At 55.1% G+C, this 14176-nt stretch carries 13 protein-coding genes and 1 other RNA gene; 6 read left to right on the forward strand and 8 right to left on the reverse strand.

Translation table 11 applies throughout. The features are described from left to right. Positions 1–50: 50 nt before the first annotated feature. The 5 genes from parE to nudF form a co-directional block, all read right to left on the reverse strand. Positions 51–1946: a DNA topoisomerase IV subunit B gene (parE, locus tag Dpoa2040_RS17195; protein WP_168642025.1), complete on the reverse strand. Its 1896-nt coding sequence runs from the start codon at positions 1944–1946 to the stop codon at positions 51–53. Between the two features lie 186 nt (positions 1947–2132). After that, positions 2133–2714, reverse strand: a complete 582-nt coding sequence (yqiA, locus tag Dpoa2040_RS17200; RefSeq protein WP_042868023.1) for an esterase YqiA — start codon at positions 2712–2714, stop codon at positions 2133–2135. Further along, positions 2714–3541, reverse strand: coding sequence for a 3',5'-cyclic-AMP phosphodiesterase (cpdA, locus tag Dpoa2040_RS17205; RefSeq protein WP_168642026.1), 828 nt, complete (start codon positions 3539–3541; stop codon positions 2714–2716). The genes yqiA and cpdA overlap by 1 nt, the downstream gene beginning before the upstream one ends. Before the next feature lie 190 nt (positions 3542–3731). Continuing rightward, positions 3732–4154, reverse strand: a complete 423-nt coding sequence (locus tag Dpoa2040_RS17210) for a DUF1249 family protein (protein ID WP_210423999.1) — start codon at positions 4152–4154, stop codon at positions 3732–3734. Further along, positions 4154–4789 carry an ADP-ribose diphosphatase gene (nudF, locus tag Dpoa2040_RS17215; protein WP_146411624.1) on the reverse strand — a complete coding sequence of 212 codons (636 nt, stop codon included), beginning with the start codon at positions 4787–4789 and terminating at the stop codon, positions 4154–4156. The genes Dpoa2040_RS17210 and nudF overlap by 1 nt, the downstream gene beginning before the upstream one ends. Before the next feature lie 403 nt (positions 4790–5192). On the opposite strand from nudF, the gene tolC reads away from it, so the two are divergent. From tolC to Dpoa2040_RS17230, 3 genes are all read left to right on the forward strand, one after another. Then, the gene (gene tolC, locus Dpoa2040_RS17220; protein ID WP_042868016.1) at positions 5193–6605 is read left to right on the forward strand and encodes an outer membrane channel protein TolC; all 1413 of its coding nucleotides are present in this window, start codon (positions 5193–5195) and stop codon (positions 6603–6605) included. Positions 6606–6807: 202 nt separating this feature from the next. Further along, positions 6808–7545 (forward strand): DUF1190 family protein, encoded by a 738-nt coding sequence (locus Dpoa2040_RS17225; RefSeq protein WP_168642027.1) that lies wholly within the window; start codon positions 6808–6810, stop codon positions 7543–7545. Positions 7546–7556: 11 nt separating this feature from the next. Beyond that, positions 7557–8717, forward strand: a complete 1161-nt coding sequence (locus tag Dpoa2040_RS17230; protein ID WP_168642028.1) for a glutathionylspermidine synthase family protein — start codon at positions 7557–7559, stop codon at positions 8715–8717. 103 nt (positions 8718–8820) lie between these two features. On the opposite strand, the gene ygiD is transcribed toward Dpoa2040_RS17230, so the two are convergent. From ygiD to rsmI, 3 genes are all read right to left on the reverse strand, one after another. After that, on the reverse strand, positions 8821–9609 hold the full coding sequence (gene ygiD / locus Dpoa2040_RS17235; RefSeq protein WP_168642029.1) for a 4,5-DOPA dioxygenase extradiol: 789 nt from the start codon (positions 9607–9609) through the stop codon (positions 8821–8823). A gap of 173 nt (positions 9610–9782) precedes the next feature. After that, an RNA gene (gene rnpB, locus Dpoa2040_RS17240) (RNase P RNA component class A) lies at positions 9783–10163 on the reverse strand. Positions 10164–10205: 42 nt separating this feature from the next. Continuing rightward, complete coding sequence (gene rsmI, locus Dpoa2040_RS17245) at positions 10206–11075, reverse strand: 16S rRNA (cytidine(1402)-2'-O)-methyltransferase (RefSeq protein WP_168642030.1); 870 nt, start codon at positions 11073–11075, stop codon at positions 10206–10208. Between the two features lie 59 nt (positions 11076–11134). On the opposite strand from rsmI, the gene Dpoa2040_RS17250 reads away from it, so the two are divergent. From Dpoa2040_RS17250 to diaA, 3 genes are read left to right on the forward strand one after another with little or no spacing between them, the layout of a single operon-like run. Next, positions 11135–13189: a penicillin-binding protein activator gene (locus Dpoa2040_RS17250; protein ID WP_168642031.1), complete on the forward strand. Its 2055-nt coding sequence runs from the start codon at positions 11135–11137 to the stop codon at positions 13187–13189. Beyond that, the gene (locus Dpoa2040_RS17255) at positions 13186–13542 is read left to right on the forward strand and encodes a YraN family protein (protein ID WP_210424003.1); all 357 of its coding nucleotides are present in this window, start codon (positions 13186–13188) and stop codon (positions 13540–13542) included. The genes Dpoa2040_RS17250 and Dpoa2040_RS17255 overlap by 4 nt, the downstream gene beginning before the upstream one ends. 37 nt (positions 13543–13579) lie before the next feature. Next, on the forward strand, positions 13580–14170 hold the full coding sequence (diaA, locus tag Dpoa2040_RS17260) for a DnaA initiator-associating protein DiaA (protein WP_042867999.1): 591 nt from the start codon (positions 13580–13582) through the stop codon (positions 14168–14170). Positions 14171–14176 lie beyond the last annotated feature (6 nt).

Here is a 14176-nt window from a genome sequence, read left to right on the forward strand (position 1 = left end):
TAGCTTCACCGCGCAGGTCTTCCCGCAAGACAGCACGTCATCTGCGGCGATCAGACGTCAAGCTCGGCCTTGTCGCCCTTCTCCTGGAGCCAGTTGCGGCGATCTTCAGAACGCTTTTTCGCCAACAGCATATCCATGGTCGCCAGCGTCTGCTCAATGTCCTGTTCATTGATGGTGAGCTGCACCAAACGGCGGGTGTTGGGGTCCAGCGTGGTCTCACGCAACTGCATCGGGTTCATTTCACCCAACCCTTTGAAACGCTGGACGTTAGGCTTGCCTTTCTTGCGTTTGAGCTGTTCCAGAATGCCGGCTTTCTCTTCTTCATCCAGCGCGTAATACACCTCTTTGCCGAGGTCGATACGATACAGCGGCGGCATGGCGACATAGACATGGCCGCCCTGCACCAGCGCGCGGAAGTGGCGCACGAACAGCGCACACAGCAGCGTGGCAATGTGTAACCCGTCGGAATCCGCATCCGCCAGAATACAGATCTTGCCGTAACGCAACTGGCTCAGGTCGTCACTGTCAGGATCGATGCCGATCGCCACCGAAATATCATGCACTTCCTGCGATGCCAGCACCTCGTCCGACGACACTTCCCAAGTGTTGAGGATCTTCCCCTTGAGCGGCATGATCGCCTGATATTCACGGTCACGTGCCTGCTTGGCGGAGCCGCCTGCTGAATCCCCTTCCACCAGAAACAGCTCGGTCTTGCTCAGATCCTGCGAGGTGCAATCCGCCAGTTTACCGGGCAGCGCCGGGCCACTGGTCAGTTTCTTACGCACCACTTTCTTGGCCGCACGCATACGACGCTGGGCGCTGGAGATAGCCATCTCCGCCAGTTGCTCCGCCGCCTGCACATTCTGGTTCAGCCACAGGCTGAACGCGTCTTTGACCACGCCGGAGACAAATGCCGCCGACTGGCGCGACGACAACCGCTCTTTGGTCTGCCCGGCAAACTGCGGGTCCTGCATCTTCAGCGATAACACATAAGCGCAGCGCTCCCAGATGTCTTCAGCACTGAGCTTGACGCCGCGCGGCAGTATATTGCGGAATTCGCAAAACTCACGCATCGCATCGAGCAACCCTTGTCGCAATCCGTTGACGTGGGTGCCGCCTTGCATGGTCGGGATCAAGTTAACGTAACTTTCGGTCAACAGCTCACCGCCTTCCGGCAACCACAGCAATGCCCACTCCACCGCTTCGGTATCACCGGGGATAGCGCCGACGAACGGTTTTTCCGGCAGCGTCGGCAGGCCGTTGACCGCTTCGCACAGGTAATCGCTCAACCCACCCTGATAACACCAACGCTGTTCGGTGTCGTTTACGCCGTCTTTGAAGACAATTTCAACGCCCGGACACAGCACCGCCTTGGCTTTCAGCAAATGCGTCAGGGACAACACGGAAAACCGTGGGCTGTCAAAGAAGGTCGCATCCGGCCAGAACCGCACCCTGGTGCCGGTGTTACGGCGTCCGCAGCTGCCGGTCACCGTCAAATCCTGTACTTTGTCGCCATTTTCAAAAGCGATGTCGTAAACCTGACCATCGCGGCGCACCGTGACTTCCACCCGGTTGGACAGCGCATTGACGACAGAAATCCCCACGCCGTGCAAGCCGCCGGAAAACTGGTAATTCTTGTTGGAGAATTTGCCCCCGGCATGTAGGCGGCACAGAATCAGTTCGACGGCAGGGACGCCCTCTTCCGGGTGGATATCCACCGGCATTCCGCGCCCGTCGTCAATCACTTCCAGCGATTGATCAGGATGCAGGATCACGTCAATGCGCCGGGCGTGACCGGCCAGCGCTTCGTCAACGCTGTTGTCAATCACCTCTTGTCCCAGATGGTTGGGACGGGTGGTATCGGTATACATCCCCGGACGGCGGCGCACTGGCTCCAGCCCGCTGAGGACTTCAATCGCATCAGCGTTATAACTTGATTGCGTCATGGTTAGAATGAATGTTGTCGTTGTTTGAAAGTAAGACGATATCCCGCGATTATACGTGGCGCAGGCACCACGCCAAGCGCCGATTATCAGGATGAAAACGCCATCAAAGCGCGTTGACCAGCCTGACATAACGGGATAAAGGTGATGAATGGCACCAACTGGTCATCGCAGCAGCGCCGAAATGAGTCAGTCCGCTGTCAATCCGAGGAAGTCGATAATCGGCGTAAAGTAGTGTTCAAACCCTACAAACGTGTGATTACCACCGGATTCCACCGTCTGACGACATGCTGTGTAATAAGCGACGGCCTGACGGTAATCCAGCACCTCATCCCCGGTCTGCAGCAGGCACCATAGTAAATCCGGAGATTCCAGCGGCTCGACCTGCATCACCTTGAGATCGTAAATGTGCCGTGACTCTAACACATATTGCTCGCCGGTATAGGGGTTCTGCTGCTGACCCAGGAAATCAAGCAACAGTTCATAAGGCCGCACCGCGGGGTTGACCACCACCGCCGGCAGGCGAAAACACTGAGACAACCAGGTGGCGTAATAACCGCCCAACGACGACCCGACCAGACCGAGCGGTCGCCCGGCTCGCTCCATGACCAGTTGCTCCATCAGTTCCGCCGCGTCCGCCGGGTAAGGCGGCAATTGCGGCACCAGCATCTCAATATGGGGATGCTGCTGCGCCAGCCACTGCTGCAACGCCGACGCTTTCGCCGACAACGGCGAGCTATTGAAACCGTGAAGATAAAGCAGAGTGGGCATCAGTAACCGTCCGCATCCATATCTGGTAGAAATTCATTCCCCTCAAGACGACATACCTGAGTTTCCACTCCGCCATCCGGTAACAATTCCAGATAGCGCCAGCCAGGCATAGAATTATCGATGGTAAAAGTCGTACAATGCGGCTTGAACTGCACACAGGTCGATGGCGTCGCCAGCAAGCGGCGACCGTTCCAGTCCAGATCCATTTCCTGATGAATATGACCGCACAGTACAGTTCGCACCCGCGTAAAACGGGCCAGCAACGCATCCAGACTGTGAGCATTGCGCAGGCTGTGCTGATCCAGCCAGGTACAGCCTGACGGCAATGGATGATGGTGCAGCATCAGCAAGGTATGACGCTCCGGCTGACTTTGCAGGCTGCGCTCCAGCCATTCCAGTTGGTATTCACTCAGTTCGCCGTGCGGCACGCCGAACACCTGACTATCCAGCAGGATCACCTGCCAATCCTCGCCCAATAGCACATGTTTGGAAGGTGTAATCCCCGACCGGGCCAACACATCCACCATGGCGGGCTGGAAGTCATGGTTTCCGGGTAACCAGACGCAAGGCGCATTAAAACGACGGATACCATTAGCAAAATGCGTGTAGGCATCCTGCGTATGATCCTGTGCCAAATCGCCTGTGGCGGTAATCAGATCGACGTCATATTGCTGGGCGGCGATGGCATTCAGCACCGCCTGATAGCTACGGTAAGTATTTACGCCCAGCAGAGTCCCCTGCTCGTCGGCAAAAAGGTGGGTATCTGTTATTTGTAAAATCCTGATTCTGGCCCCACGCGCCACAGGAAGTGTCAACAGGCTTTCCAAATAGTGTCCTTGGGTCTTTGCAATCTGCCGAACAAATCGGTCCATACCCTTAAATAACCCGCCTTGCCGCTAAAGCAGCGAGCGGGGATAATGATAAACCAGCGCTAACGCTGCTTACAGCGACCCCGATGGGTTAAGACCTAAAAAATGGGCCAGAAAACACGGCCAACGCCCCTGCAACCTCAACGTTCTAACACACAGGGACCGACATTGAACCACACGCCAGGCAATATCTTAGCCAGTCGGCAAGAAACTGATTAATCTGATGCTTTTCATCACGTTGATGTAACTTCTTATTCGGATAATCATAACGTGCCTTAAAGCGGAAGATCTGCTGACTGGAACACACTTCCGCAACCATCGCATCGTAATACAGCCGCACCACCATCGTCGGCAGGCTCCAGTAACTGACCGACGGCGCAATCTGCTGGATCTCCACCAGTGCGGTATATCGCGTCGATTCCAGAATGGTTAAACGGTAGCTGGCATTATGGACCTGATAAACCACTGTGGCCCCTACCTCTTCATTGCGGGGCAGCAAACGGCGTAGCTGCGCGAAGTTCAGCTCACTCAGCCGCATCATTTCCGGAAAATCAGGGGTATAACGTTTCATTATCCGTCCACCCAGGCTTTTTTTAATGCCTCATGGTGCAATGCCAACCATTGCAAGGCAATGACAGAGGCGGCGTTGTCAATAATCCCTTGCTCAACCCACTGATAACTCTGCTCGCGGCTGACCACATGCACGCGGATATCTTCGTTTTCTTCCGCCAGCCCATGAATACCGCTGGCAGTGCGCGCATCCACCTCACCGACCCAGATAGCCAGACGCTCACTGGTGCCGCCGGGGCTAGCCAGATAATTGATAGCCGGGTGACAACGCTGCACCACCAGCCCCGCTTCTTCCTGCGCTTCGCGGCGCGCAACCTCTTCGTGACTTTCGCCCGGCTCAATCATGCCGGCAACCAGCTCGAACAACCACGGCGACACGCTGGTGTCATAGGCGGCGATGCGAATCTGTTCTATCAATACCACTTCGTCACGCACCGGATCATAGGGCAACAGCACCACGGCATGACCACGTTCCAGAATTTCCCGGCTGACTTCGCCGCTCATGCCGCCGTTGAACAGACGGTGGCGAAATCGGTAACGTTGTAGTGAAAAAAAACCTTTATAGAGTGTTTCGCGTGCAATAATTTCTACATCATCTTTGGCAAAAGTACCGGGATGTGTATCTGAAGGCGCCATAAACTCAACTCCTGTGGACAACACGGCGGGCACGCCATTTTTATAGGCGAAAACGTGGACAGGCACTCACCGTTTTGTGCAATATTCATCGTGCACTCGTGCCAGCCCGATACGGATAATCAGATGCGGAAAACGTCCACCAGCAAGGATGAGGCGTTCCGGATATTAACGCAATGTCTTTGCGCGCTCTGGAACAGCACTCCTGCCGGTGCAGTCTCTGGCACGCTGCCGTATATCGTGCCTAATCCCAAATTGCTAAGTAAAATCGGCTTTTTGGATAACCGCAAGGAAAAGATGGCACATTCAGCCACCTAATTCGATTAGTCGATTCTGATAGAATCGGCAGGTATATCGTCTTCAGATGGCGCAACCACAAAACTTTGCTGCACAACAAGGAATGCAAATGAAGAAACTGCTACCACTTCTCATCAGTCTGGGTCTGGTTGGCTTTAGTGCCGCAAGCCAGGCCGAAGACCTGTTACAGGTTTACCAGCAGGCTAAAACGACTAATCCGGATTTACGCAGCGCTGCCGCCAACCGAGATGCGGCTTTCGAGAAAATTAATGAAGCCCGCTCCTCCTTGCTGCCTCAGTTAGGTTTGGGTGCGGATTACACTTACAATAGCGGATACCGCGACCGCAAAGACGTCAACAATAATGTCACCAGTGCCTCGTTGCAGTTAACCCAGTCTATCTTCAACATGTCGCTGTGGCGTTCTTTGACGCTTCAGGAAAAACAGGCTGGTATTCAGGATGTTAGCTACCAGACTTCTCAGCAGACATTGCTGCTCAATACCGCGACTGCCTACTTCAACGTGCTGCGCACGATTGATGCGCTGTCTTACGTCAGCGCTCAGAAAAAGGCTATCTACCGCGAACTCGACCAGACCACCCAGCGCTTCAATGTCGGCCTGGTCGCCATCACCGACGTACAGAACGCGCGTGCCCAGTATGACAGCGTACTGGCGAACGAAGTGACCGCACGCAACAACCTAGATAACGCGATGGAAAACCTGCGCCAGGTGACCGGTCAGTTCTATCCACAACTGGCAGCACTGAATATTGAGCACTTCAGCCAGCAGAAACCTGATGCCGTGAATGGTCTGCTCAAAGAGGCGGAAAATCGCAACCTTAGCCTGTTGTCCGCACGCCTGAGTCAGGATCTGGCACGCGAACAGATTCGCAGCGCGGAAAGCGGCCATCTGCCGACGCTGAATCTGACCGCGTCCACTGGCGTGACCAATACCAATTATTCCGGCTCTCGCGTAGCAGCAAGCAATCTTACCGATACCTATGTGGGCCAGAATCAGGTTGGTCTTAGCCTCTCTGTGCCTATCTACAGCGGCGGCGGCACCTCATCCAAAGTGAAACAGGCGCAATACAGTTTTGTGGCGTCCAGCGAAAATCTGGAAAGCGCGCACCGTTCAGTCATTCAGACGCTGCGTTCCGCACATAACAACATTTCCGCCTCCATCAGCAGCGTCAACGCTTACAAACAGGCGGTAGTGTCTGCACAAAGCTCACTGGATGCAATGGAAGCCGGTTATCAGGTGGGCACCCGTACTATCGTCGATGTGCTGGACGCCACTTCCACGCTGTACAACGCCAAGCAGCAGTTGTCCGGCGCACGCTATGACTACCTGATCAACCAGTTGAACCTTAAGCAGGCGCTCGGTACGTTAAATGAAGACGATCTGCGCACGCTGAACGCGATGCTGGGCAAACCTGTGCCTACGTCGGCAGCCATCGGCGACGATACCCCAGTCCCGGCAGCCACCCCCGTCTCAGTGACAACCACGACCAAGGCCAGACCTTAATCATAACCAACAGGGGAGCCTACAGGGGTTCCCCTGCTTCATAATACTGGCAACATCTACACATCGTCTCATACAAACACCGCCTCCGGCAGCGGCGCTTTACAAGCCGACAATCCTTCTCCTATGCTTAAGCGCACTTTATAAATGCATACTTATTATTAACATGATGGGCATGATGCCCTGTTCCCGCTGGGATTAACCGATGAAAAGAACATCAGACATTAATCACGCTCGTTTCCGTAAGCACTGGGGTTACCGTATCGCCCCTGTCGCGCTGGCCGTCAGTACCGTTTTCATCCTCACTGGTTGTGAGAAATCCGACGAAACTGTCACGCTCTACCAGAACGCGGATGACTGTTCCCGCGCTAACCCGTCGATGAAAGACCAGTGTACCGCCACCTATAACAAGGCCCAGAAAGAAGCGGAAAGAACCGCCCCCAAATACGCCACCCGTGAAGAGTGCGTGGCGGCATTCGGCGAAAACCAGTGCACCCAGTCAAGCAGCACCACCGGCGCTGCGCCACAACAAAGCGGCAGTTTTTGGATGCCGCTAATGGCAGGCTTTATGATGGGCAAGCTGATGGGCGGCAACAATGTTGCCCAGCAACCGGTCTTCCGCCCGAATACGCCTAATAATCCCGCCAGCGGCAGTTATGTTGACGCCAGCGGCAAAAATTATGGTTCCACTACCGGGCACACCATCACCGTTCCTAAAGACGCCATGACGCCTAAGCCGACCTCCAGCATTACCACGACTCGTGGCGGTTTTGGCGGCACCGTGAACAAACTTAACAGCACGCCGGCAGCCAACATGACTGACAATCGTGATAAAGATCGCGCTGCAGCCAGCTCAACTAGCAGTACTGGTGCCTATTCTACAGGCGGCAGCTCACGTCAAACCGACGGTGCTGCGCCGATCCGTCGTTCCTTCGGGGGATAAGGTCGCCTGATATGAAACGTATTGCAATTAACCAACGTCCGAACTGGCAGGAAAAAGCGGCTGAGTATGGCTTTCGCTTCCATACGATGTATGGCGAGCCCTACTGGTGTGAAGATGCCTGCTATCAGTTTACGCTGGCGCAAATTGAAGAACTGGAAGAGACAACCGCCGAGCTAAACCAGATGTGCCTGCAGGTGGTCGATAAGGTGGTTAACAGTGAAGCGTTGCTGACCAAATTCCGCATTCCCCGTCACACCTGGGACTTCGTGCGCAGTTCGTGGTTATCGCGCCAGCCAGCGCTTTATGCGCGACTGGATTTGGCCTATGACGGCAAAAACCCGGCCAAACTGTTGGAAAATAACGCCGATACCCCGACCTCTTTGTACGAGTCGGCTTTCTTTCAGTGGATCTGGCTGGAAGACCAGATCCACGCTGGCTTGCTGCCGCAGCACGCGGATCAATACAACAGCCTGCAAGAAAGGCTGATTGAACGTTTTGAATATCTGCGAACCCATCACGGTTTCAGCGCTATGCATTTCACCTGCTGTCGGGACACGGAGGAAGATCGCGGGACAGTCCAGTATTTACAGGATTGCGCGCAGGAAGCCGGCGTTCCGAGCCAGTTCCTGTACATTGATGAGATTGGTCTGGGAGACCGCGGGCAATTCACCGACCTACAGGACCACACCATCGGCAACCTGTTCAAACTCTACCCGTGGGAGTTCATGCTGCGCGAAACCTTCTCCACCAAGCTGGCGGACGCCGGGGTGCGTTGGCTGGAACCCGGCTGGAAAAGCGTGCTATCCAACAAGGCGCTGTTGCCGATGTTATGGCAGATGTTCCCCAACCATCCCAACCTGTTGCCGGCCTATTTCACCGAAGACAACCCGCCAGCAATGAGCGATTACGTGGTTAAGCCGCTGTTTTCCCGCGAAGGCGCCAACATACAGATTTACCGGCAGGGCAAACAGATTGCCGCGGTGGACGGTCCCTACGGTGAAGAAGGTTCCATCATGCAACAATTCCACCCTCTGCCCCGATTCAATGACAGCTATACGCTAATCGGTAGTTGGCTGGTGGGCGATACCCCTTGTGGTATCGGACTACGGGAAGACCGGGAACTGATTACTCAGGATTTGTCCCGCTTCTATCCGCATATCATTCTGGATTAATGTCAGAACGTTGCACACGACACATCTATCGCCCTTTCAGGCGATAGATGCTTTACCTAATGGGAGGTTTTCATTTGGTAGAGGTTTTCATTGCCAGAAGCCGTTATCCAACCTGCACCGACATCATGCTGAGCGACCCCATCACAATGCCATCCGTCGGTGTGGTAACCGGCTCCTGGCCATTCCAGCTACCCAGTACATACAACAGCGGCAAGAAATGATCCGGCGTCGGATTAGACAGGGCGGCATCATTGTGTTGCATAAAATTCACCAACGGATGTTCCGCCACATCACCCTGCCAGGCCAGATTGCTGCGCACAAAATCGTTGAATGACGTGGCCCAGCTATAGGGGTCGCCCTCGCCGTTCCACTTGATCATCCGCAGGTTGTGCACCACATTCCCGCTGGCAACAATCATAATGCCCTCGTCTCGCAACGCAGATAGTTTGCAGCCCAGATCATAGTGATAAGCAGGCGGTTTAGTACCATCGACGCTAAGTTGCACTATCGGTATATCCGCCTGTGGATATACCTTGATAAGTACGCCCCAGGTACCGTGATCTAATCCCCATTCCTTATGGTCTGCATATACCGGAACCGGCGCCAGCAACTCCTGAACCCGTTTAGCCACCTCTGGCGCCCCAGGCGCCGGGTATTGGGTTTCGAATAATGCCTGCGGGAAACCGCCAAAATCATGAATAGTGCGCGGCTTATCCATCGCCGTGACTGCTGTACCACGGGTATACCAGTGTGCAGATACCGCCACTATCGCCTTCGGACGAGGCAAAGTTTTTCCCAGTTTATGCCAGGCTTGTGTGTAGTGATTGTCTTCCAGCGCATTCATCGGGCTACCGTGGCCCAGAAAAAGTGCAGGCATCCGGGAAGTACTCATAACGATATCCTTAGTAACAGTGAGGTAATCAGTATCTATAAAAGATACTTTACCGTTACTGTTCCAACGATACAGTCGGATTACCATGATGATGATTGTCAATAAATTTGACGATTTGCAGCATCATCGGATAACGACATAAAAAAACCCCGCCGAATGGCGGGGTTATGAAGAAGTGAAGTTGACCGATAAGCCGGGTTCTGTCGTGGACAGCCATTCATCTAGGCCAGAACTCGCGCGCTGGCTCAAGCAGCCTACCCGGGTTCAGTACGGGCCGTACCATGTGAACCCCTATTTGGCCTTGCTCCGGGTGGAGTTTACCGTGCCACGGACTGTTGCCAGCCGCGCGGTGCGCTCTTACCGCACCCTTTCACCCTTACCTGATCCCGCTTGCGCAGGCCATCGGCGGTTTGCTCTCTGTTGCACTGGTCGTAGGCTTTCGCCCCCCAGGCGTTACCTGGCACCCTGCCCTATGGAGCCCGGACTTTCCTCCCCTCCATCTGTCTCCCCCTAACGGAGGATGGCAATGAAGCGGCGACTGTCTGGTCAACTTCGGCGCGGATAATAGGGCAAATCTGCCTGCTTGTCATCCCTGATTATGCATGACCTTCTTCCTGCTCCAGCCCGTAGCGGTAAAGCGCGTTCTTTTTCACACCATGGATTTCTGCCGCCAACGCCGCCGCTTTCTTCAGCGGCAATTCCGCCCGCAACAGTTGCAAGGTACGCAACGCCGCTGCAGATAATGCCTCTTCGTCAGGCTGATGCCCTTCCACAATCAACACCATCTCGCCTTTACGGCGGTTCTCGTCTTCCTGTACCCAGGCCAACAACTCCCCCACCGGCGCGCCGTACAGCGATTCCCAGGTTTTGGTCAGTTCCCGCGCCAGCACCACATAACGATCCGGCCCCCAGACCTCAACCATATCCTGCAGGCTATCCAGCAATCGGTGGGTTGATTCGTAAAAAATCAGGGTACGCGGCTCTTCCAACAGGTCGCGCAGCCTGTCCTTACGCGCCTTAGTCTTCGCAGGCAGGAACCCCTCATAACAAAAGCGATCCGACGGCAAACCAGCGGCGGATAACGCGGTAATCGCCGCACACGGCCCCGGCAACGGCACAACGCGCACGCCAGCCTCGCGGCATCGCCGAACCAGATGGTAACCGGGGTCGTTAATCAACGGTGTACCCGCATCCGACACCAACGCGATACTCATGCCTTGTTGCAAGCGCGCCAGCAATTGCTCCGCCTTTTGCTGTTCGTTGTGGTCATGGAGTGCGAACAGGCGCGCATTAATAGCGAAATGTTGTAACAATAAACCGGTATGACGGGTATCTTCTGCTGCAATAAGATCAACCTGTTGTAACACCGTCAGCGCCCGCTGCGTGATATCCGCCAGATTGCCGATAGGCGTGGGAACAATGTAAAGCGTGGAGGCGGAAATCTGAGCTTGTTGGTCTTGATTCATTGTTTCATCCGATTTACCGATTTAATATTGAACATCGTTAAAACATCACTGGATACAGTATGCTTCCGTTAAATTCTGTCCGTACCCATGCAGGCCGTTTGGTTCCTGTCCTGCTGGCGGCACTGTTTCTCGCTGGCTGCCCCAGCCAGGCACCACAAGGCACCGCAACCCAGCAACGTATAGAGGCCAAAGCTGGCGCATCCTCCGATTACTACCTGCAGCAGATGCAGCAAAGTGGTGATGATAGCAAGGCTGAATGGCAATTACTTGCGATTCATGCCCTGATTCAGGAAGGCAAACTCCCGCAAGCGGGTACTCAGTTAAGCGCACTGCCGCCGCAATTAAGCGATAAACAGCGTCAGGAACAGCGCCTGCTGACGGCTGAACTGGCTGCTGCACAAAACGATATGAACGCGGCCAACACCACGCTGGCGCAACTGGACGTGAAATCGCTGTCGCCTCAACAGCAGGAGCGCTATTACCAGACGCAAATTAAAGCGGCTCAGGATCACGCCTCGCTGACGTTGATCCGCGCTTATATCGGGCTGGAACCGCTGCTGCAAGGTGATGCTCACCAGCGCAATATGGATCAAACCTGGACTGCCCTGACTCGCCTCACCCAGCAGGATCTCGGTTCGATGGTGATCAACGTTGACGAAAATACCCTGCAAGGCTGGCTGGACCTGCTGAATCTCTGGCAGACCAAATCTCAGGTTCCGTCAGACCTGCAAGCTGCGATAGAAGACTGGAAGAAACGTTATCCTCGCCACCCCGCAGCCAAACAACTGCCGTCTCAACTGGGCGGCACACCGCCGGCTGCAACGGCACCCTCAGCGGAGAACGTCCCGGCTAGCGGTGGCAACGCCATTGCCTTGTTGCTGCCGTTAAATGGCCAGGCACAGGTATTCGCCAACGCTATTCAGCAAGGATTTAGCGCCGCCAGAAGCGGACAGGCTGTGTTGGCAATGCCTGTACAGCCGTCCCAGACAGCGCCATCGACCAGCACCGCTGCTGTCGCCACGCTGCCTACGAGCACGCCTGCCGCACCATCGCCGGGGGTAAACAACAGCGTGCCATCCGCAGCCTCGCCTGCGCCAACAGCGGCAGTGATTCCGGCACTCACCACTGCCGCAGCCAGCACGATTCCGGTGAAAGTCTACGACACCTCCAATCAGGCACTGGCCAATGTGATTGCTCAGGCACAGAAAGATGGTGCAACCACCATCGTCGGCCCGTTGCTCAAAAACGAAGTGGAACAGTTACCGGGGATCAAACCTTCCCTCAATGTGCTGGCGCTTAATCAGCCAGAACATATCCAGCCGAATCCGAATATCTGTTATTTCGCGCTGTCACCAGAAGATGAAGCCACCGACGCAGCACAATTCATCCACAAACAGGGCAAACAGCATCCGTTAATTCTGGCACCACGCGGTAATCTTGGAGATCGGGTGGTCGCCGCTTTCGCCAAATCCTGGCAACAACAATCCGGCGGAGTGGTATTGCAACAACGCACCGGCGGCGTGTATGACCTGAAACAGGCCCTCAACAGCGGCGCGGGAATTGCGCTCAACGGCCAACCCGTCATCACAGCCACTTCCGCACCACAGCCTTCCACTACGGTTGGCGGGCTGACGATACCCAATCAGGCGCCGCCGATAGCTAATGTCACCAGCGACGGCAACGTGGATGCGGTTTATATCATCGCCACGCCAGATGAGCTGACGCTGCTCAAACCGATGCTCGACATGCGCAACAAAGGCCCGTCGCACCCGGCGCTCTATGCCAGCTCACGCAGCTATCAGGCAGGTTTAGGACCAGATTTCCGGTTTGAAATGGAAGGCTTACAGTTCAGCGATATTCCATTATTGACTGGCGCCAGCCCGGCACTGATGCAACAACTCACCACCCAGTACCGTAACGATTACTCGCTGGTGCGGCTGTTCGCCATGGGGATGGACGCCTGGACGCTGGCCAGTAACTTTGCACAGTTGCACCAGCCGGGCAGTTCGATTTCCGGTGCCACCGGTGTACTAAGCACCTCGCCGGATTGTGTCGTCAACCGTAAGCTCACCTGGCTGCAGTTCCGTCAGGGACAACTGGTGCCCACCTCCTGAACCGGCGCATCACTGGCAGCTGCTATGAACAGTTAGCCCGACGCCATCTCGAACGCGCCGGGCTGACTTTTGTGGCATCCAATGTCACGGTACGTGGCGGTGAACTGGACTTGATTATGCGCGATGGCCGCATCTGGGTCTTCGTTGAGGTGCGTTATCGCCGTAATAACGACTTTGGCGGTGCGCTAGCCAGTATCACCCGGCAAAAGCAACGCACATTGCTGCACGCAGCGGCATTATGGCTAGCCCGCCAGGGCGCCAGTCTCGACTCCACCGATTGCCGTTTCGACGTATTGGCGGTAACGGGTTCGCAGGTGGAATGGTTGCCCAATGCGTTTGGGAAACTCGATTAACACCATGACTTTCAACATCAAAACAGGTTAACAGAACGTGCTGGAGAGAATTAAAGTCTGTTTCACGGAAAGCATCCAAACCCAGATTGCCGCAGCGGAAGCGCTACCAGATGCCATCTCGCGCGCCGCTCTGGCGATGGTGCAATCACTGCTCAATGGCAACAAAATCCTGTGCTGTGGTAACGGTACATCTGCCGCCAACGCACAGCATTTTGCCGCCAGTATGATTAATCGTTTTGAAACCGAACGGCCTGGTTTGCCAGCGATTGCACTTAATGCCGATAATGTGGTCTTAACCGCTATCGCCAATGATCGCTTGCATGAAGAAGTCTATGCTAAGCAGGTGCGGGCGCTGGGTCAGGCAGGCGACGTACTGTTGGCAATATCCACGCGCGGCAACAGCCGTGATATCGTCAAGGCAGTGGAGGCTGCGGTCACGCGGGACATGAACATTGTCGCCCTGACCGGTTACGATGGTGGTGAACTGGCGGGTTTACTGGGTCAGCAGGATGTGGAAATCCGCATTCCGTCGCACCGTAGCGCCCGTATTCAGGAAATGCATATGCTAACCGTCAACTGTTTGTGCGATTTGATTGATAACACGCTTTTTCCACACCAGAACGATTAAGGAGCA

This window comes from Dickeya sp. CFBP 2040, from assembly GCF_012273755.1.
GTDB classification, from domain to species: domain Bacteria; phylum Pseudomonadota; class Gammaproteobacteria; order Enterobacterales; family Enterobacteriaceae; genus Dickeya; species Dickeya poaceiphila.